Origin of the sequence: Bacteroides sp. AF39-16AC (genome assembly GCF_003602735.1) — a bacterium.
GTDB classification, from domain to species: Bacteria; Bacteroidota; Bacteroidia; order Bacteroidales; family Bacteroidaceae; genus Bacteroides; species Bacteroides uniformis.
The window spans coordinates 23,047-44,805 of record NZ_QTLN01000023.1; the positions used below are offsets into that span (position 1 = coordinate 23,047).

A 21,759-nucleotide genomic window follows, 5' to 3' on the forward strand; every position below is an offset into this window, starting at 1 on the left:
TCATGTCTTTGACCTGCTTTCAGTGAACAAATTGACAAGGCTACAAGGAGGGATAAACAGCCCTTTGTCTATATCTTGCTTTTTAAAGTGATTACAAGGAAAAGCCTTGTGTACTTGTTCACTGAAAGCAAGTTCTTGAACTTGCGAAACTTGAGTTGTCATTATTCCTTTATCAGTTTCTGCAACCACTCCGGTACGGGAGATTCCGGATAGGGTACCAGTGCAGCGGGCGTGGACGAGAGGCTGTTCATTCCACCATGAGGCACATCACGGTGGCAGTCCCAGCATGCCTTTCCGTCGCCGATGAGGGTCATCATGTAGTCTATCCTGCCGACATCCACAAACTCGTTGGTCAGTTGCGTATGGCAACGGATGCAATTATTCATAATGACCTGCGCACTGGCTTCCTCGGCTTGGATGGCCTGCGGTTCGCTTTTAGTGAGAAAGGCACCTACGTGCTTCATGCCGTCCATTCCCTTAAACATCCATTTCTTTACCATATTCTCATGAGGGACATGGCAATCGTTGCAAGTGGCATCCCGGCTGTGGGAGCTGTGCATCCAGGTTGCATAATAGGGAGCCATGATGTGGCAGTTGACACATGCCGCAGGGTCATCTCCCAGATAAGTGTGCGCCCGGAGAAGATACATAAACAAGCCTCCGCTGCCGACGAGGACACCGCAAACAATGAGTGCCGTTACTTTCCACCTGTAGGATGGAAATAGTTTACTTATGATTGGTAACTTCGCCATAAAATGAATATTTTCAGCAAAAATAGGCAGTTACAATCTAAAAAAGTGTAATCATGATTACATTTTTCCATTTATTTTTCGGTATTTTTAATAAAGCATTCATTCTCACGCATACCTATATGAAGATGTCCACAAAACACGCACGCCTGCGCATCTTGTGGACATCTTCATCCTTTTATAAAACTGCCTGCTTTTTTTAAGCTGCTTTCTTTAATTGAACATTCACTTTTCTGCCACTCTTCCGGACCAATCTTCGAATCCAAAGATAATAGCCCGTCAACGGCAGGCTTGCGCCAATCAAAGCGGCCAGAAAGCTCAAGATGCGGGTGGCCCATCCTCCCCAACTGCCTACATGGACGGAGTATATCCAGCCACGGATTTTCCCGGAAGTGTCGGCATCCTTATATAAGGTAGTCCCGGTGATTTCACCATTACGGGGATTGAACGTATAGCGGTCGGCAGCACGACGGTTGCCCAACCGATTGAAGGAGACTGTAGCAGAGCCACGCGATACGGTTATCTGTTTATAATCAGGACTAAGCTCCTTCAGTTCTTCGTAAACCTTCTGCCAGTTTGCAAAAGGAGAGAAAGGCTTTCTTTCACGATTCTCGCCACCAGACCTGCCTTGAGCCCTATCTCCTCCGTGGGCAGCAGTTTGTGCCTGAGCACCATGTCCTCCACCCCCTTGCATGGTTTCCACTCCAAAAACTTTGTAGAAGCCGGTGCGATACCAGGAGAAAGACCATGTCAGTCCCGTAAGTGCCATCGCCAACAGAAAAATCAGCGTGTACATGCCGCCTGCCACATGCAGGTCGTACCAGAACCGGCGCCAACCTTTACCGGCAACAATCTTCAGACTGTTCTTTAAAGCCTTTTTTGTACGGGGCCACCAGATGACAACGCCTGACAGCAGCACAAAGACAAGCATCAGTGTGGCAGTGCCCACAATCATTTTCCCCCAGAAGATACTTCCATCGGGCTTCATGCTGTCCAACAGCCAGCGGTGCAGGCGGAACATGGTCATGAAAAACGGCGCACGCTCATACCGGCCCTTCACCTCACCCGTGTACTGGTCCACATAGACGGAGGCACGACGAGGTTTGGAAAGATTCACCTGCCAGGCACGTTCCGGATTGGACGATGCAGTGATACCCGTCACAGAGACACTATCCGGCAAAGTAGCGGCTACTTTTTCGGCCAACCGGCTCATGGGAAGCGGTGCCGGTCCGGCTTTTTCTACATAGTAGAGGTCGCGGCGGCAAAGCTCCATCACTTCCGTCTCGAATACCAGCATGGCACCGGAGAAGCAGATAAGGGTAATCAACAGTCCGAAGGGGACTGAAAGCCATAAATGTATCTTACTGAAAATTTTCTTCATAAGTATGTTCTCTTATTCATTTCATATCAGAACCTTTATTCCAGTTTACCTACACCGTTCAGTTGGGTTGCATTGACCACCAGCCCTTTGGTAGCTGTTGCATTGGCAGGGTCTACCTTATAGATGGCAGGATAGCCGGAAGAGGTAGTGACTGCCACATATGCGTTGCCATTTTCCATGTACGGGGTATTACCAAAGCCAGAGACATCGCTTGGAAGGCCGTTCACATAAGTCAAAGCTCCAGTGGAGGCATTGAAGACGGCAAGTTGGTTGGCAACCTTGTCTGATGCCGTAATTGCCTTATCATACATCAGCAGCAGGAAATAATTACCTGAAATATACCAAGTCCGCAAGAAAGAGGCGCCATTGGCTTTCTCTTCAAGATTATAGTAATAAGCGGCATCAAATTCTTCTGCTTTGGTATCGATGCGTACAACTCCAGCAGGCAATGTAGTCTGCTGACGCGAATCACTCATGGTCTTGGCATAGCTCGGAGAAAATACATATACATAGCCGTCGTCGGCAAGCCAGTTCATCTGGTAGTACTGTGAACGGTTACGTCCGGCAGCATAACTGATTTTGTCTGTAGTGATGACCTTATGAGAATTCAGTGTCTGATCACCAAAGATAGCGATATGGCATTCATTAGGATACTGGGTCCATTGCAATTCGTCCTTCTCATAGGCACCGCTACCCTGCCCGCCGGATTCTGTCTTTATTAAATCCTCATTACCGGAAAGCACCCACTTGTAGCTACCGTCTTCGTTCTTCTGCATGCAACCATACTGGCTAAGCCCCATGGGAATGGCTGCTGCATAAACCTTACTGCCCACTTGTTCTATACCGGCCAGTGTTACGTATTCACCATTTTCAAGGAAATTTTCGGCAAGAAATGGAGTATCCTTTGTTACCGAGTTCTTTGTATAAGTCTGTTTCTCGACATCCAGATAGGAAATCAAAAAAGATTGGGGAGTATATCCATTTGCATCATTCAGTTCCGTAGGGCCGTCGCCGGTAGAAGTCGTCATTATAAATTGGTCATAATAGCCGTAGGTAGTGAAACGATTGACGTTATACTCCTGGCTACGTTTTTCCAGTTCACCGTTTGTATTCATAATGAACGACTGGGTAGTGCCTGCATTTCCCTGGTGATAGTTCAAGGCATACAGATATTTGTTTCCGTAGAACACCCAGTAAGTAGCCCCATCGTTCACAAGGCCATTGCCGGCAGCAGTAATTTCACCGCTTTCCAGTGACTCGGCTGTCAGCAGGACAGGAACGGAGCTACCTGAAACTGTAGCCGTGGCAGCTATCACATAGTTACCCTTTGAACCGGAACCGGAGCCGGAACCCGGTTCGTCTGTGTCTGTACAAGAAATTAAAGCCATTCCGGTCATTGCCATTGCCAAGAGGCCGGACAAAAGATAATTCTTCTTCATTTGTTCTTCTTATTAATTACACCTATTAAAACCATTATATTTATTAATCACCAAAATGTACACGTACCTTGCCATAGAACGCACGCCCGGCTTTCTGAAGACTGAAATTGTCGTACAAATCCTCGTTCGTGAAGTTGCGGCATTCAAACGAGATATTATAGCGGCCATTCTTCAGACTATAGCTCAATGTCAGGTTATGGGAGAACTGGTCGGGTACCATGAAATCCTTGTTCTTGCTACCGATGGCCTGCGAATAGTAGGAGAAGCTGTGCATGTACTGGTTGTCGTAAGTCACGGACAGCATATTCCCTTTCTTCCAGAGGTCGCGCCAATAGAAGTTTACGTCAAAATCAGCAAACTGATAGGGCACATTGGGAATGCGTGCCTTGTAACCGAGATTTTCCACAGAGTTGCCGGTACTGCCGATTTGCATCTTCTCATTGTCACGCACATTCATCTGCGTGAAGTTGCCGCCCACACTCAGCCAGCGTCCGAAGCCATAGCGTGCCGATACATTGTATCCCTTCGTCAGCACCTTGCCGTAGTTGGTATAAGTGGCCCCTTCTTTTCCTCCGCTCAAGTCCTGGATATTGCGCTGGATATAATCCTTCGTATTGCGGTATACCACACCGCCTTCCACGTAGACGGAATGTTTTCCAAAACTCCGGGAATAACTCAGGTTCAAGTTGATGTTGTCACTTTTCTCGGGACGGATGCCGATGTCTCCACTCTCCAGGTCTTCGTCACCAAACATCTCTTCGATAGTGGGCAGGCGGTAAGCTTTTTCATAAGAGAGCTTCGCCTGCAAGCCGGGCAGGATGAAGTAGGTTCCGGCAGCACCATATCCCCAAGAGTCTACCGTACGGCTGGTGCGTACATAATTACTACCGGTATCATCCTCGGCCATAGGTCCTGCCACATACTGGCGGTAGTATTTGCCGAATGCCGAGAAGTTCCACTTTTCGGAAGGCATCAGGCGGTATGACAAACCGGAGATATTCTTGCGGGTCTGCTTGGCAATGGCATCCGTCTGTTCTTCCACCGCCAACAGTGAAGTATTATCACGCTGGAATGCACTCAACACATGATTGAAAGTCAGCATGTGGACTCTGGCAATGCGGTAATTCAAGGTCAATGTACCGTTCCAATTGTCATTATCGGCACGGGAATACTGGCGGGACTGTTCGCCGGGACTGTTCAGCGGATGTTTCTCACCAAGCCAGTTGTATTCATAGCGGGCAGTATCCACATTCGTAGTGGCATTGCGATTGTAGTTGGCTGTCAACACCATATCCAGCCCCTTGATTATCAAGTTGCGTTTGCTGTATTCCATCGAAGGCATTAGTGAATGGCCGAAGCGGTGCTTTTCTCCGAAGACTGTCTTCTGGCGTACACCGGTCTGTATGTCCTTGTACATGTGCGAATAGGTGAAACCGAACATCAGCCGGTCTGCCCAACTTTTGTCCACAATACCCGCTTTGGCCACAATGGCTTCGTTGTGGTAAGTATCATTGAAACGCTTCACGCGCACCTTCTCACTTTCGTTGAAACTGCCCGTCTCAAAATCCTTTACCGGCGCATCTACATGATAATCGTTGTCCGAGTAGTTTTGAAAGGCATTGATTTCATAGCTGAAACCGTTCTTGAAAGTCTGTCCGAAGTTAACGTATGAGCGGTGGGTATTGAACGAGCCGTAAGAATAAGAAGCATCCAGGAACCAGTTCCGGCGTTTCTTGTTGGTAACAATATTGATGACACCGCCAATGGCATCCGTACCGAAGCCCACGGGAACTACACCCTTATATACCTCTATACGGTCGGCAAAGCTCACCGGAATATTGTTCAGGCTGAAGGAGCTTCCCACACCTTCCTGCGGCACACCGTCAATGAACACCTTGACGTGCTTTCCGCTAAAACCGTCCAGCATCAACTGCATGTCCGAACCTACCCCACCCGACTCACGGAGTTTCATGCCCGGAGCCTTGGTCAAGGCATCGCTCAGATTCTTCGTGGTGTTCTGGAGTTCCTTTGTATCGACTGCCACAGCATTGAATGCCGACCTCTTCACCCGGCTTACTCCGGTAGAAACGATAGTCACCTCGTCCAGCTGTTGCGTTTCAGGAGCGATGGTTATGTTCAGCTTCATCCGCTCATCATTGACCAGTTTCACCTTTTTCTCCACCTTTGTATAACCTACGGCAGACACCACCAGCGTATAGTCGCCGGCAGGCGCCTTGATGTGATAGAGGCCTTCCTGATTCGTGGTTCCTCCATAACTCGTCCCTTTCAGATAAACAGTCGCAAAATCCACCGTTTCTTTTTCCGTAGAAATGATTCTACCCGAAATCATCCCTCCTCTCCTCTGCGCATGTACAGACAGAGAAGCCAACAGAAGGAAAAACAGCAGCGAGAATTTAAGTGTATATGCTTTCAATTTTATAATAATTATAATGTTGTTAATAAACCGGTGCAAAGGTCATTATTAACAGCCAGCTGTGCAATCGCTTATTGTAGGTAATTATATGGAGTGGATTTATCGTATATATCATATTACGCAATCACCATTGATGGGTATTATCAATAATAAATCTAAAAAAAGAGGAGCCGGGAAATGAAAAACCCCTATTTATAGGTATTGCCCAATATGCCTTTTTGTACGACCTTTGCTGCAAATTAAAACAAGACAACGGACAATAAATTATTAAAGTTTAAGTATGAAAATTGAAAAGATTGTAGCCCGTGAAATCCTTGATTCACGCGGCAATCCCACAGTAGAAGTGGACGTTATTCTGGAATGTGGTGTTATGGGACGCGCAGCAGTGCCTTCCGGTGCTTCTACCGGCGAGCACGAAGCGCTGGAACTTCGCGATGGCGACAAGCAACGCTACGGTGGTAAAGGTACACTAAAAGCAGTAGAAAACGTCAACAAGATAATCGCACCGGCACTGATTGGCTGGTCGTCACTGGAACAGCGTACCATCGACCACAAGATGCTTGAGTTGGACGGCACGCCTACCAAATCCAAGCTGGGTGCCAACGCCATTCTGGGTGTCTCACTGGCAGTAGCCAAAGCCGCCGCCAATTATCTCGATATACCTTTATACAGATATATCGGTGGAGTAAATACCTACGTAATGCCGGTCCCGATGATGAATATCATCAATGGAGGTTCACACAGCGACGCTCCTATCGCTTTCCAAGAATTTATGATTCGGCCGGTAGGCGCCTCTTCCTTCCGTGAAGGCCTGCGCATGGGAGCCGAAGTATTCCACGCCTTGAAAAAAGTGTTGCACGACCGCGGCCTCAGCACTGCTGTAGGCGACGAAGGCGGTTTTGCACCGGCACTGGCAGGAACAGAAGATGCGCTGGACTCCATCATGAGCGCCATCAAGGCTGCCGGCTACGAACCGGGCAAGGATGTGAAAATCGGTATGGACTGTGCCTCATCCGAGTTCTTTAAGAACGGTATCTATGACTACTCCATCTTTGAAGGCGAAAATGGCAAAAAACGTACTACCGACGAACAAATAGCTTACTTGGAAGATTTGATTAATAACTACCCGATTGACTCCATCGAGGATGGCATGAGCGAAAACGACTGGGAAGGCTGGAAAAAGTTGACCGAACGCATCGGCAACCGTTGCCAGCTGGTTGGCGACGACCTGTTCGTGACTAACGTGGAATTCCTTGAAAAAGGTATTGCCATGGGCTGCGCCAATTCCATCCTTATCAAAGTCAATCAAATCGGTTCACTCAGTGAAACGCTGGATGCTATCGAAATGGCACACCGCCACGGTTATACCACAGTGACTTCTCACCGTTCCGGCGAAACCGAGGACGCCACCATTGCAGACATTGCCGTTGCCACCAACAGCGGACAAATCAAGACCGGTTCTCTAAGCCGCTCCGACCGCATGGCGAAGTACAACCAACTATTGCGCATCGAAGAAGAACTGGGTAACCTTGCTGTCTATGGCTACAAAAGAATAAAATAACCCTTTGTAGTGAATAAGTCATAAAGAGGGAATAGCGTCTTTGGGAAAAGGCGCTATTTTTATTAAAGAATCGTCTATATCTTTGCAAAAGTCATCCCCTACTATCCTCTATAGGAAAGATTCTTTCCAAGATGGTAGCAGGTTAATGTTTCATTGACTAAAGACTATTCGTCCGACAGTCGTTACATTATCGTCCGACATATGTTTAATTATCGTCCGATAGCTGTTGGACGATAATTAAACATATGTCGGACGAATAGTTTTTAGTAAGCAAGAATATAAAATATAGCGGCGCAACAATCATTTGCTCCCAAAGCCTCCCTTTATTATTTACGGAGGCCTTCAAAAACAGTCCTCATTCACGGTTCATCAAACGATGCTCTGCCATCTGCTCGAACTTCGTGCCGGGACGTCCGTAATTGGCATACGGATGAATGGAGATGCCTCCGCGCGGGGTGAAGATACCCGTCACCTCAATATACTTAGGGTTCATCAAATGAATGAGGTCTTTCATTATGATGTTCACGCAATCCTCGTGGAAAGCACCATGATTGCGGAAGCTGAACAAGTAGAGTTTCAAACTCTTGCTCTCTACCATCTTGACATCGGGGATATAGCAAATACGGATTTCCGCAAAGTCCGGTTGCCCCGTGATGGGACAGAGGCTGGTGAATTCGGGGCAGTTGAAACGCACCCAGTAGTCATTGCCGGGATGCTTGTTATCAAATGCCTCCAATACTTCGGGGGCATAGTCCTGACGGTATTCTGTCTTTCTCCCCAAAAGGGAAAGTTGGTCTTTCAATTCTGTCATAGCCATATATTTTTAGTGATACAAGTGTGCCTCATTTAGTAGAAGCCAAAAACTTTTCCAATCCTTCTCTGCGCAACGTGCATGCCGGGCAGTGTCCACAACCGTCTCCCGGGATACCGTTATAACAAGTCAGCGTTTCGTGGCGTATAAGTTCGAGCACTCCAAGCTCGTCTGCCAGCGCCCAGGTCTCCGCTTTGTCAATCCACATCAACGGGGTGTGCAACACGAATTGCTCGTCCATAGCCAAGTTCAGCGTCACGTTAAGCGACTTGATGAAAGCATCCCGGCAATCGGGATAACCGCTGAAATCGGTCTGCGACACCCCCGTCACAATATGATTAATCCCCCGCTCGCGGGCGTAGACGGCGGCTATACTCAGGAAAAACAGATTGCGTCCCGGCACAAAAGTATTCGGAAAGCTGTCTGCCGGCTTCTCCTGGTCCATCTCCATGCCGGCATCTGTCAATGAGTTATGTCCCAGCCGGCCGATAAAGGAAACATCCATTACTTCGAACTCCACACCTGCCTTACGGGCAATGGCCCTCGCCAAGTCCACTTCCTTCTGATGTTTCTGTCCATACAGAAAACTCAGCGCATACACTTTCTTAAATTCACGTTTTGCCCAAAAGAGGCAAGTGGTCGAGTCCTGCCCGCCACTGAATACCACCAAAGCAGTGTCCCTATTCATCTTGTTAAAAGCCTCTCCCCTTGCCCTCCCCCGTAGGGAGGGAAACAGAGAGGGCATTGCTAATTATTTGTTTGACATAATAACTGATTTCCCCTCACTACGGGTAAGGGGCTTTAAATATCGCCTATTTTCCATACTTTATAGGAGATGCCTTCATCATAGACATCACTACCGTCTATCCGCTTAATAGCTTTTACCACACGGATAGTCACAGGCAGTATCAATACCTCGTACATGGACTTCAGCAGAATCTGGATACACATCATCACCAGCAACTCCCGCCATGCAATGATTCCTCCGAACGCAACCGGAAAGAAAATCAACGAGTCTGCCGTCTCACCAACCACCGTCGACCAAATGGCACGTGCGGAGAAATTACGCCCATTGCTTGCCAGTTTCATGCGGCTCATTACGTAGGCATTCAGAAAAGAGCCCACCAAGAATGCCGTCAGACTGGCTATGACAATACGGGGCGCCATTCCAAAAACGAAATTGAAATGCGCGGCACCATCCCAGAAAGGGGCGGCAGGCAACGCCACGGCTATCAGTCCCAGCATTACCACAAAAAAGTTCATGGCAAAACCGCTCCAGATAATCAGGCGGGCTTTACGAAAGCCCCAAACCTCGGCAATGCAATCGTTGATAATATAAGAAATCGGGAAGACCAGCAATCCGGCTGTTACGGTAATACCAAAAACCTGGATAACTTTAGTCTCAAGAAGATTGGCTGCAATCAAGCATACATTGAACAGAATGCCCAGCAACATAAAAGGTACAGATACTTTTTGTTTCATACTCCTGTTTTTTACGTGGTGTTCTAGAATACACGACCGCTATTCACGGCATCATACATTTTAAATCCGGTTGCAAAGGTACAACAAGTTTTGCAAATGAACAAACAACATATATTTTAACTAAAACTCAAGCAAGACAAAACTCCTTTTTTTTATTCGAAGTAATTACAGACAGTGCATATTTAGTTAACGAGACTTAAATAAGATTTTCCAAACCAAGAATATTATTTACAATAATTTTAAAATATATAAGCCAACAGCATATAAATCAATATATTAACTGATTTAGCACAAAATCAAAAACATGCAACCAAGTTTGTTCTCAAACAAGATTTCATTCACGCAAATTTCTTAAGCATATAAAATAATAGACAACATATTTTAATACATACGATTCTATATTTTAAATAATGAAAATTAGGATTATATTTGATAACAACAATCCGGAAGCTCTGGAAAGCACATTGATATTAACCAAGAATATACCATATTATATATAGTAACCTTAGAAAAACAATGAATGCCTATGATTTACCCGAAAGCCCCAAGACACTATTAGTGTCATCTTCTATTCAACCTATTTATTTTGAGATCCATTAGCTTAAACAAAAAACATCTATTATGAATGAAAATCGTAAACGAGGAACATCGAACAACAAAATCCTCACAGCAATTGCCATCGCCTCCCTATTTATAGGAAGCAGCAAAATCATGGCAATAGAGACCTATTCGGAAAATTCATTCGGAGTGACAGAACAGATGCAGGCACAAACAGCCCGCGGTATCATTGTCGACCAGAATGGAGAGCCTATCATCGGAGCAAGTATCTTGGAAAAAGGTACTACCAATGGAGTTACCACCGACTTATACGGTAAATTCTCGCTAAACGTAAAAAGAGGTGCCACCCTGGTCATTTCCTACATCGGTTATAAGACGCAGGAAGCCAAAGCAGATGCCAACATGAAAATCACCCTTACAGAAGATTCCGAACTACTGGATGAAGTAGTTGTTGTCGGTTACGGTGTACAGAAAAAGAAACTTGTCACCGGCGCCACTGTACAAGTGAAAGGAGAAGACATAGCCAAGCTGAACACTGTGGATGCCCTGGGCGCTTTGCAGAGCCAGTCACCGGGTGTCAACATCACGCAAAACAACGGCTTCCTGGGTTCGGGCTTTAAGGTGAATATCCGCGGTATCGGTACTACCGGAACCTTCTCCCCGCTTTATGTGGTAGATGGAGTTGCCAACGGTAGCATCGACGGACTGAACCCGAGTGACATTGAATCTTTGGACGTCTTGAAGGATGCCGCTTCTGCCGCCATCTATGGTGCGCGTGCTGCCAACGGCGTTATCCTGATTACCACCAAACGAGGTAAAACCGGCGTTGCCGAAGTCAGTTACGACGGCTATGTCGGCGTGCAGAACCTCTACAAAATCCCTACTATCCTCAATGCCCAAGAGTACATGATGATGCAGGATGAAGGCCGTGTAATGGACGGATTGAGTCCGTACAACTGGGCGACCTATATTCCGGAAAGGGATTTGCAGGCCATACAGAACGGAACATGGAAAGGGACAAACTGGCTGAAGGAAGTGCTGAATGAAGATGCATTGGTACAGAACCACGCAGTCAACATCACCGGAGGAACAGACCGTTCCAGATATGCCATAGGTATTTCATACACCAACCAAGAAGCCACCATGGGAGTTCCCGGCGAATTTCCAGAAATGAACCGCTACAACTTCCGCGTCAACTCGGACCACGTAGTTATGAAAAAAGGCAATCTTGACTTCCTGAAAGTGGGCGAAACCATCAACTACAAATATTCGCAAACGCAAGGTTCATTCGGAACCGGCGGCATTTATTGGAACGGAGTGCACAATATGCTCATCATGAGCCCGTTGATGCACCCTTACAATTCAGACGGGGGCTACTACCTCTATGCAGACCAGGAAAAGGATAACTACAAATGGGATATCTCCAACGGAGCCAATAAAAACCCGATAGCTTATCTGGACTACTATATGAACCAGAACCTAAGCAAGTCCCATTACATGCAGAGCAGCTTCTATGCAGAACTGCAACCCATCAAGAACCTGCGTATCAAGAGCCAGTTCGGTTACATCATGGGAGCCTCCAGTTATCGTTCCTATTTGCCGAGATTCGATTATCTGAGTGCGTCACTCAACAACGCAGAAGACAAGGTTACCCAATCCATGTCTATGTATAACCGTTGGTCATGGGACAATACAGCCAACTACATCTTCAATATCGATGACCACAACATCGACGTCCTGGTAGGTCAGAGTATTGAAAAATGGGGTATGGGAGAAGAAATGAGCGGTTCAGCCATAGGCTCAAACTTCTATGATTTCAAGCACGCTTATTTGTCCAATGTTCCATTGACCGCCAACAGTGTGTCCTCCTTGACTGGCAAGCCTAACGGGGAAGGTTCCATCGCCTCCTTCTTCGGACGTGTCAACTACAACTATCAGGAGAAATACATGGCTTCTGTCATCATGCGTGCGGACGGTTCCTCCACTTTTGCCCGCGGACACCGCTGGGGCTACTTCCCTTCAGTATCCGCCGGATGGGTTATCAGCAACGAGTCCTTCATGTCAGGAATCAAATGGCTGGACTTCTTAAAGCTACGCGCTTCCTGGGGGCAAAACGGTAACTGTAATGTATCTACTTTCCAATATCTTTCACTGATAACTTCCAACAACGGATATGGCGGTTATACGTTCGGCGACTCCATGGACCTCATCAGTACCGGTTCATACGCCTACCGACTGACCAACCCGGACCTTACCTGGGAAACACAGGAGCAATTGAATTTCGGTATCGATGCACGCTTCTTGAACAACCGCCTGGGCTTTGAATTCGACTGGTATAACAAAAATACCAGAGACTGGCTGGTTACGGCTCCGGTACTCTCTTCCTTCGGTGCCAATGCAGTGTCCGTCAATGGCGGTAATGTAAAAAACACGGGTATTGAAGTAGGACTCCACTGGAACGACAACATCAGAAAGGATTTCCAATATGGAGCCAACCTGACCCTTGCTCACAACAAGAATGAAGTGACCAAGATTGCCAACAAAGACGGAATCATCCACGGTAGCGGCAGCGTTCTGTGGGAAGGAGCCGAAGAGTGCTTCCGTGCTGAAGTAGGCAAACCCATCGGCTACTTCTACGGCTACAAGAGTAACGGCATATTCCAGAACCAGGAACAGATAGACAACTACAAAGGTCCGAAACTGAATGGCGACAAGACACAGCCGGGTGACGTAATCTGGGCAGACACCGACAATAGCGGTACGCTCGATGCCAATGACCGTACTATGATAGGTAACCCGAATCCCGACCTGACAATGGGACTTTCCCTGAATGCCAGCTGGAAGGCCATTGACTTCTCAATCACTACTTACGGTGCATTCGGCCAGCAGATTCTGAAGTGTTATCGTGACTTCTCCTCCTCACCCTTGAATAACTATACAGCAGAGATATTCCAACGCTGGCACGGCGAAGGTACGTCCGACAAGTTCCCGAGACTGTCCAGCGCTTCCAGCTCCAACTGGAACAGAGTATCAGACATTTATATCGAAGATGGAGACTATCTCAAGATAAAGAACATCACTGTGGGGTTCGACTTCAAGAAAGCATTCAAAAAGTTACCGGTACAACAGCTGCGTCTGTATCTGACCGCACAGAACCTCTTTACCTTCACCGGCTATTCCGGTATGGACCCGGAAATCGGTTACGGCGGCGACGATTATGGTTGGGCATCAGGCATCGACCTGGGCTACTACCCCAGTGCACGTACCTATATGATAGGCTTAAATGTAAAATTCTAATTAACCGAAGAAATTATGAAAAAGATATTATTCATAGCATCAGCAATACTGATTCTTCTTTCAGGATGCGAAAACTTCCTCGATTCGGAACTTCTGACCGAAAAGACAACCGCCAACTTCCCGGAGACAGAAAAGGATGCCCAAGAGATGGTGACGGCCATATACGCCCATCTGTTGTTTGAAAGTCCTGAAACCTCTTCCCAGTATTACATTGCCCAGTTGGCAGGTGACGACTGTCTGGGAGGCAACCTCTCCTACTCCAACAACTGTGCCACCAACTTCCTTATGTACAGTGGCAATCTGAATACATTTGCCGGCATCTGGGACCGTTGCTACACCCTTATCAACCGTGCCAACAATGCCATCAACACAATGGAGAACGTGAAATCATGGTCCAGCGAGAGCGAACGCAACCGGCTTTTCGGTGAGTCCTACTTCCTGCGTGCCATGGCTTATTATGAACTGGCACAAGTTTTTGGCGGAGTTCCTTTACGCACCACACTGGAAAGCACCAACCTGCCGCGTGCATCCGTAGACGAAATCTACGCCCAGATTGCAGCAGACTTGAAAAATGCTATCGAAATGATGCCCGCAAAGATTTATCCGAAAGGCTCAGACATGACCGGACACGCTACAAAATATGCCGCCGAAGCCATGATGGCACGTGTATTCCTTTTCTATACCGGACGCTACGAAAAAACCGAGCTTCCCAACGGAACTACCAAAGAGGAGGTCATCTCTTGGATAGATGACTGTGTAAACAACTCCGGTCATAAACTGGTGTCCGACCAACGCAACATTTGGGCCTATACCAACGATGCTACCGAAGACAATACCGAAGGGTTCCGTTACCAATACGTCATCAACCATAACTTGAAATGGGAAGGAAACAGTTCCGACGAAACTTTGTTCGCCAACAAGCATAACCTGAAATCCGACTGGACCTATACTTGGTTCTCCAACACTTGCGCGCAATTCTATTCACCGTCTGCCGACAACTATTCCAACAAAGACAGTTATCCCTTCGGCACCGGTTGGGGAGCTGGCCCCGTATCTCCGGCTATGGTCAACGAATGGAAAGACTGGGCCGCCAAGCAGACCTATACGGACGGTTACAAGGAGGATCCCCGTCTGACCGGTTCCATATGGTCGTACAAAGCACTTGATCCGAATGTTGCCGGCAATGTGCTGATGGACTGCACCATGGACGAGGGTGAACCGGAATATACCGTATCCTATCGTTACTATGAACAAACCGGCTATTTCCAGAAAAAATACATCAATATCAATTCCTACAATGAAGGCAAAATCGAACCTTTCGGCAAGCAGATGTTCCCCGGAATATCTTCGCAGACATCCCAACAGCTACTCCAAATTGCCGACTTGATTCATATCCGTTTTGCCGACGTCCTGCTCATGCAGTCCGAGCTGAAACAAGACGCTACGGGTCTGAACAAGGTACGTGCCCGCTCCCACTTGGCTCCGGTTGCCTACTCTCTGGAAGCCATCAAGCAGGAACGCCGCTGGGAACTTGCATTCGAGTCCATCCGCTGGTGGGATATCCTTCGCTGGTCGGGTCCTTCGCTTGAGGAAGCCGGTGACATACTCAACAAACAGACCGGGTTCAATATAATAAATGCCGCTACGGTGGTACCGATGGTCAAATTCGACTATAAGAAACGCCTACAGGCAACCCAAGGCTACTGGCCCATTCCGCAAGACGAAATCGACATCTCCAATGGAGTCCTTGAGCAGAATCCAGGCTGGGATGCATCTGCCCAGTTCTCGGATTGGAACAATATGTAAGAGTATTAACCTATAAATAAAGACAATATGAAAGTAACAAAAATATTGATAGCAATGCTTGCTTCAGCCTTCATCGTTACTGCATGCGATCCTATCGAAGACGAAGACTTGCGAGACAAATATGTGACTGATGCCGGTACACCCATAACCAAAGAGGCATTACAAGCCGCCATATCCATTACCCAACCCTTCCCCAACCAAGACGGAGTAGTGGAAGGCGACCAGTATATAGCCCTGAAAAATTCCCGCCCGGACATTGGCGGTTCATGGCACATAGAATGGGGGGGCGAAGGAAGTAAACAAAGTAAGACTCTGGTCACGGACAACGCTACGGTCATCATGGAGTCCAATGCGGACTATTCCATCTACTATATGGGCATTTCCGCCAATCAGATTATCAAGACAGAGCCGGTTGTAGTGACTGTGACCAATGTATTCGACGATTGGTCCACTTACTTCACCGGTGCAACCGACAAGAGTGACAAATCTGCCAAGAAGACCTGGAAATTCCGTGAAGTCAGCTGGGGTTCCGTCTGCAATATGGGGGCTCATGGAGGCTGGAAATATACCAGTGCAGGCTATACTCCCGAATCAAATTTTGCCTGGTGGGCCAATGTCACTGCCGCCGAAGCGGGAGACCAGTCCATGGTATTCGAATTCGACGGAAACAAGATGAAAACCTATGATGCCAGCGGAAACCTGAAGGCAGAAGGTACTTTCTCCTTCACACACGAAAAACCGGAAGACGGAGTACTGGGTGAACTGATAACAAGTATCCCCACCATCGGAGGAAATTATGACGACAACGGACAAAGCGTAGGCAGCAACAAATTTTGGCTGCTGACACTGGATGAGAACTATATCACAATCTATCATCCCGGCAAGTATAGCGGTGGTGTGGATTGGGACGACAGCGGCTGGTATGCTTATTTCAAGACTGAAGCAGAAACCGATTCTGAATAATATGCACTCTCTATGAAAAGGAAACTGCTATTTATAATAGCTACTGTCTTTCTAGTAGCCGCATGTCACAATGACGACTACATGCCCGGACTGCCAGCTCCGGGAAATGAAGACAACGAGACCGAAATGGCCGAGCAGGTTGCAGGCCGGGTTGCATTGGGCTACGTCACTTATTATGGCACATCCATACCCGATGCCAAATACCTGACCCACATAAACTACGCTTTTGCAGAATTATATGTTAAAAACGGAATTTATGAAAAGTTTGGCCTGCAAGGTGATAAATCCCGTTTTGATAAGGTAAAGAAAATAAAGAGCCAGTATCCACATGTGAAGATATTACTCTCTTTTACCAATAGCGTTTCCAATACTGACAATTCCCAGGACGGAGGTTTCTCCGCCCTGGCGAAGAGTCCGGAAATGCGCAAGCAATTCGCACAAGACTGCAAAGCCTTTGTTTCGAGTGAGGGCATAGACGGTATTGACATTGACTGGGAATTTCCCGGTATGACCTTCGGCAGCAATGCCTATGACGAGTTGGTAGATGTGGAAAACTTCACCCTATTGATGAAAGACCTGCGTGCAGCGTTGGGGCAGTCCACCCTATTGACCTATGCAGGTTATTGCATGGACAAGCGTCCCCAAGGCGAAGGCTATAAATATATTGATGTAAAGGCCGTAGACCCGTATGTAGATTTCGTCAATATCATGGCCTATGATCTGGTTGATGCCCCCCAGCATCAATCAGCATTGAACAAGCCAAGTAATTACTGGGACTGCCAGCGTTCCGTAGACGAATACCTGAATGCAGGGGTATCTGCCGACAAATTAGTGTTGGGAATTCCGTTCTACGGAAGAGCCGATTTCAATGCCGGCGGCAGCATCAATTATCGGGATATTCTCAACCTGAGTAAGGATGACGGCTATGTCATCGAAAATTGGGATACAGAAGGCAATGTCCCCTATGTCACCAAAAACGGCAGTTTCTACTGTGGTTACGACAATCCCCGCAGTATTGCCGCAAAAGGTGAATGGATATTAAAAAATGGCATGAAAGGCATGATGTTCTGGGATTATGAAGGTGACGACACCATGGGAACCCTACGCAAAGCGCTATGGAATGCCGTCATGAAAAAATAAGTAACTTAACACACATCCTCAGGAGGTTATTCCGGAAATTAGGGTAAGGGTAATTTTGCATACGATCTTCATTCAAGGCAAGAATACTGACGGAATAACCTCCTTTCTTCCTCCAAGACTACAAAACCTTTTTTCATTTAAGTTGTTGAAAGCACATTCATCAAAACCTAACTTAAATGAAAACAATCTTAAAAGCAATGTTTCTGTTGTGCGTAACCGGACTTCCCTTGTCCACTATCCATGCACAAAAAAAAGAGATTATCGATGACGAAGCTCCAAACGGCATTGTCATAGTTACCATCGACAAAGCGGGCGACGAGATTATCCGCATCATGAATGAGTCACAATTGCCTTACATCCATGACCCGAAAGCTCCCCGCTTCTTATTGATGGACAAACAAGGCAAATTCGCCCTGGGTATCGGAGGGTATGTCCGTGCCACCGGCGAGTATGATTTTGGAGGTATTGTGGATGACATCGACTTTGTTCCTGCCAACATTCCAAGCAGTAGTAAAATCAAAAATCAATTTCAGATGGATGCCAGTACGGCTACTATCTTTCTGAAATTGGTCGGACACACCCGGCTATTGGGTGACTTCACAGTCTATACAGCCGGAAATTTCCGAGGAGGAGACAAAACATTCCAGCTACGGAATGCTTATATGTCATTCCGAAATATAACGGTGGGATATACTTACGGCGGTTTCATGGACTTAGGCGCCCTCCCCTCCACCATTGACTTCCAGGGGCCCAACGGTGCCACGTTCTACCGCGCTACACAATTGTCATATACTTATAAAGGGCTGAAAGACTTTCGTTTCCAAGCTTCCATCGAGGCGCCTGCCGTTGACGGCACAACAAGCAGCCAATTCGAAATTGCCCAGCAACGCATGCCGGACTTCACAGCTTCGGCACAATACAGTTGGAACAGCAGCAGTCATCTGCGTGTAGGAGGTATCATCCGCAGCATGACATATACCAGCACGGAAAGGGACAAGGCTTCCAGCGTCACCGGATACGGTGTACAAGCCTCAACGACCTTTAACCTCGGTAAAAAATGGCAGGCATTCGGACAAATCAACTATGGTAAAGGTATCGGGCAATACCTGAATGACATCAGTAATCTGAACGTCGATATTGTCCCCAATCCCGAAAAGGAAGGCAAAATGCAGGCATTGCCCATGCTGGGCTGGTATGCAGGTCTACAATATAACATTTCTCCAAAGGTATTCCTTTCAAGCACTTACAGCATGTCCCGCCTTTACTCTGAAGACGGTTATCCCAACGACCTGCCAAGTACCTACCGCTACGGACAGTATTTCGTAGCCAACGTATTCTGGAACGTAACCCCGAACATGCAGGTAGGCGCTGAATATCTGCGTGGCTGGCGCACCAACTTCGACAATTCCACCAACCATGCCAACCGTATGAACCTGCTTGTACAGTATTCTTTCTAATCCAATATAAAATAAGAAAGAAGCCGCCTCAAATCGATATTTGAGACGGCTTCTTAATATATAAAGGTAGGATTGTGAAATCAGAACTTATAGTCAACACCAAGACCAAACACTTTATTAGTACGGCTATAAACATTCTTGGTGGTTTCACTTATCTTCTTTGTATAATCATCATAGTTTGTCCAAAAATAGGCTATATTCATAGTCAAATGCTTTGTCATTTTGATGGCAGCACCAAACCCCAGTGAATAAGAGTCACATGAAAAACTTATATCACTCTGAAAATCATCAGCCAAGCCATAATCTGTACGCTGATAACCACCACTGATGGTCAGCTGTTTAGCTATATCCCATTCTGCACCAATCAAAATTTCATGTGTGCCATGCTTCAACGCTTTCTGCTTATCATTGGCCATCCCTGCCGCTTTATCAAAAAAATGGTGATATTCCAGCGTTGCACGAAGCGTAGGAAGGAATTCATAACCAACAGCTGCAGTCAATAATGCAGGGATATCACTCGGAGTATTCACACCATCCTTATAGTCAGCCAAAGGATTCCCTTCATCTCCCATAGCAGTTCCCATTGCACGCACTTCAGCTTTTTTGGTTTTATTTTCGAGATTAAGACTTGTCATAAACTCGTACTTCAACCCAATATTCCATTTGCCCAACTTCACATCAGCTCCCAAGATAGGGGTCAATCCCCAGCCGGTCTGGTCGCAGTCTAAATCGATACCAACCAATTCCATGCCACCATAAGTAGGAATATTACTGTGTGCTGTTGCAGTCAGAAATCCTTCATACCCACCGGTAAAATAATTCATACGTCCACCGGCAAACACACCTAACCAATCATTAACTTGATACGACAACCCCAATTGCACACCATAAATAAACTGGCTTCCATCCATTGCACTATTGATAGAATACATATTGGGAGTGATTTGACCACCCGAAATAGTATGGACTTGTCCCATCACCATTGAATCGAACATACCCAAACCATCATCAAACGATGCCTTACCACCACCACCTACAACAGCAAAGCTACCAGAAATAGTCCAGTCTCCTTTTTTATATGCACCTTGAAAACTAGGAATGAAAGGAGCAGAAGCTTTTCCTTTATAATAACGTGTATTCCCATCTTCAATAAACAAGGGAAATGTCGCCTTTATGTTACGAGTCTGATAAGCACTTTGTCCATTCAAAGACAAATAGAGACCATCTTCCGGCAAGAAGGCCAAACCGGCCGGATTAGAATAGACACCGTCAATATCAATGGAAGCACCACGCGCTAACATTCTAAGAAAAGATACATGCTGATTTGTATTTGTTAGGATACCACCCGCAAAAGTTGGAATTGAAACGATTAACATCGCAATGCCAATCAACGAAAATTTTCTCATCTAAATCTTTTTTAATTGTTTTCGGGCGCAAAGGTACAATAATATTGCACATAAAAAATAGTTTTGTGCATAAAGTTATCCTAATATAATACTTTCATTGAAATACCAAATAGTTTCTGATGAAACAAATGGAAATAATTATCATTTTATGAATCCTTCCGGCCACTGAACCATATCAACTTTCCACTTGTTATCTCCCTATAATTATGTAACATTTAAAAAACAACAAATCTCATGGCATACACTATCGCATTTTTTGGCAGCAAACCTTATGATGAAGCGTCTTTCAACGAAAAAAACAAGGAATATGGTTTTGAGCTCCGCTACTATAAAGGGCATCTTAACAAGCACAACGTTATTTTAACCCAAGGAGTAGATGCAGTCTGTATTTTCGTGAACGACACGGCCGATACCGAAGTTATCCGTCTGATGGCAGACAACGGCGTGAAATTATTGGCGTTGCGCTGCGCCGGCTACAACAATGTAGATTTAAAGGCAGCTGCCGACTGTGGCATTACCGTAGTGCGTGTCCCTGCTTACTCCCCTTATGCCGTAGCAGAATATACCGTTGCCCTGATGTTATCCCTCAACCGTAAAATTCCACGTGCCACCTGGCGGACACGAGACGGAAACTTCTCGCTGCACGGACTTCTGGGCTTCGACATGTACGGAAAAACTGCAGGCATCATCGGCACGGGAAAAATAGCCAAGAAACTGATATGTATCCTGCGTGGATTCGGCATGAATATTCTTGCCTACGACCTCTATCCCGACTATAATTTCGCCCGTGAACATCAAGTGGTATATACCAGCCTGGATGAGCTATATCACAATTCGGATATCATCTCCCTGCACTGCCCGCTGACTGAACAGACCAAATATCTCATCAACGACTATTCCATCAGTAAAATGAAGGACGGAGTAATGATTATCAATACCGGACGTGGACAACTCATCCATACCAACGCCCTGATTGAAGGACTAAAAAACAAGAAAATCGGCTCTGCCGGCCTGGATGTGTACGAAGAGGAAAGCGAATACTTCTATGAAGACCAATCGGACAAAATCATTGATGACGATACCCTGGCGCGGCTACTGTCCTTCAATAATGTCATCGTCACTTCGCACCAGGCCTTTTTCACACGCGAGGCACTGGCAAACATTGCTTCGACAACCTTGCAGAACATCAAAGATTTTATGAACCATAAGCCACTGGAGAACGAGGTCAAGGCATAGTCCCCACTCATTTATAAATTCTTAGACATCGGTTTTTAA

15 protein-coding genes are annotated in these 21,759 nt (G+C 46.5%); 7 read left to right on the plus strand and 8 right to left on the minus strand.

Annotated features, from left to right (window positions below; translation table 11 throughout):
* Window positions 1-161: 161 nt before the first annotated feature.
* The 4 genes from nrfH to DW039_RS16410 all read right to left on the minus strand — a co-directional run bounded on the left by nrfH (window position 162) and on the right by DW039_RS16410 (window position 5,919).
* Window positions 162-752, minus strand: a complete 591-nt coding sequence (nrfH, locus tag DW039_RS16395; RefSeq protein ID WP_005832432.1) for a cytochrome c nitrite reductase small subunit — start codon at window positions 750-752, stop codon at window positions 162-164.
* A 196-nt stretch (window positions 753-948) separates the two neighbouring features.
* Entirely contained in the window at window positions 949-2,130 is a 1,182-nt protein-coding gene (locus DW039_RS16400; protein ID WP_005832435.1) for a PepSY domain-containing protein, read from the minus strand.
* 35 nt (window positions 2,131-2,165) lie between these two features.
* A complete protein-coding gene (locus DW039_RS16405; RefSeq protein WP_005831492.1) occupies window positions 2,166-3,569 on the minus strand; it encodes a DUF4374 domain-containing protein in 1,404 nt (467 codons plus the stop codon).
* 43 nt (window positions 3,570-3,612) lie between these two features.
* Window positions 3,613-5,919: a TonB-dependent receptor gene (locus DW039_RS16410; RefSeq protein ID WP_009038190.1), complete on the minus strand. Its 2,307-nt coding sequence runs from the start codon at window positions 5,917-5,919 to the stop codon at window positions 3,613-3,615.
* A gap of 364 nt (window positions 5,920-6,283) precedes the next feature.
* Here DW039_RS16410 and eno point away from each other — a divergent pair, with 364 nt between their 5' ends.
* On the plus strand, window positions 6,284-7,564 hold the full coding sequence (eno, locus tag DW039_RS16415; RefSeq protein WP_120382139.1) for a phosphopyruvate hydratase: 1,281 nt from the start codon (window positions 6,284-6,286) through the stop codon (window positions 7,562-7,564).
* A gap of 355 nt (window positions 7,565-7,919) precedes the next feature.
* Here eno and queF read toward each other — a convergent pair whose 3' ends face one another.
* The 3 genes from queF to DW039_RS16430 all read right to left on the minus strand — a co-directional run bounded on the left by queF (window position 7,920) and on the right by DW039_RS16430 (window position 9,857).
* Window positions 7,920-8,375 carry a preQ(1) synthase gene (queF, locus tag DW039_RS16420; RefSeq protein WP_120382153.1) on the minus strand — a complete coding sequence of 152 codons (456 nt, stop codon included), beginning with the start codon at window positions 8,373-8,375 and terminating at the stop codon, window positions 7,920-7,922.
* Between the two features lie 31 nt (window positions 8,376-8,406).
* Window positions 8,407-9,063 carry a 7-cyano-7-deazaguanine synthase QueC gene (gene queC, locus DW039_RS16425; protein WP_005831503.1) on the minus strand — a complete coding sequence of 219 codons (657 nt, stop codon included), beginning with the start codon at window positions 9,061-9,063 and terminating at the stop codon, window positions 8,407-8,409.
* 113 nt (window positions 9,064-9,176) lie between these two features.
* Complete coding sequence (locus tag DW039_RS16430; protein ID WP_005831504.1) at window positions 9,177-9,857, minus strand: queuosine precursor transporter; 681 nt, start codon at window positions 9,855-9,857, stop codon at window positions 9,177-9,179.
* 621 nt (window positions 9,858-10,478) lie between these two features.
* On the opposite strand from DW039_RS16430, the gene DW039_RS16435 reads away from it, so the two are divergent.
* From DW039_RS16435 to DW039_RS16455, 5 genes are all read left to right on the plus strand, one after another.
* The gene (locus tag DW039_RS16435) at window positions 10,479-13,712 is read left to right on the plus strand and encodes a TonB-dependent receptor (RefSeq protein WP_120382140.1); all 3,234 of its coding nucleotides are present in this window, start codon (window positions 10,479-10,481) and stop codon (window positions 13,710-13,712) included.
* A gap of 15 nt (window positions 13,713-13,727) precedes the next feature.
* On the plus strand, window positions 13,728-15,518 hold the full coding sequence (locus DW039_RS16440; protein ID WP_005832449.1) for a RagB/SusD family nutrient uptake outer membrane protein: 1,791 nt from the start codon (window positions 13,728-13,730) through the stop codon (window positions 15,516-15,518).
* A gap of 27 nt (window positions 15,519-15,545) precedes the next feature.
* Window positions 15,546-16,481 carry a hypothetical protein gene (locus DW039_RS16445; RefSeq protein ID WP_057282059.1) on the plus strand — a complete coding sequence of 312 codons (936 nt, stop codon included), beginning with the start codon at window positions 15,546-15,548 and terminating at the stop codon, window positions 16,479-16,481.
* 12 nt (window positions 16,482-16,493) lie between these two features.
* On the plus strand, window positions 16,494-17,621 hold the full coding sequence (locus DW039_RS16450; protein ID WP_016274290.1) for a glycosyl hydrolase family 18 protein: 1,128 nt from the start codon (window positions 16,494-16,496) through the stop codon (window positions 17,619-17,621).
* 176 nt (window positions 17,622-17,797) lie between these two features.
* A complete protein-coding gene (locus DW039_RS16455; RefSeq protein ID WP_120382141.1) occupies window positions 17,798-19,078 on the plus strand; it encodes a hypothetical protein in 1,281 nt (426 codons plus the stop codon).
* Between the two features lie 80 nt (window positions 19,079-19,158).
* Here DW039_RS16455 and DW039_RS16460 read toward each other — a convergent pair whose 3' ends face one another.
* On the minus strand, window positions 19,159-20,484 hold the full coding sequence (locus tag DW039_RS16460; protein ID WP_005831520.1) for an OmpP1/FadL family transporter: 1,326 nt from the start codon (window positions 20,482-20,484) through the stop codon (window positions 19,159-19,161).
* A 234-nt stretch (window positions 20,485-20,718) separates the two neighbouring features.
* Here DW039_RS16460 and DW039_RS16465 point away from each other — a divergent pair, with 234 nt between their 5' ends.
* Window positions 20,719-21,720 carry a 2-hydroxyacid dehydrogenase gene (locus tag DW039_RS16465; protein ID WP_005832453.1) on the plus strand — a complete coding sequence of 334 codons (1,002 nt, stop codon included), beginning with the start codon at window positions 20,719-20,721 and terminating at the stop codon, window positions 21,718-21,720.
* Window positions 21,721-21,759: the final 39 nt, after the last annotated feature.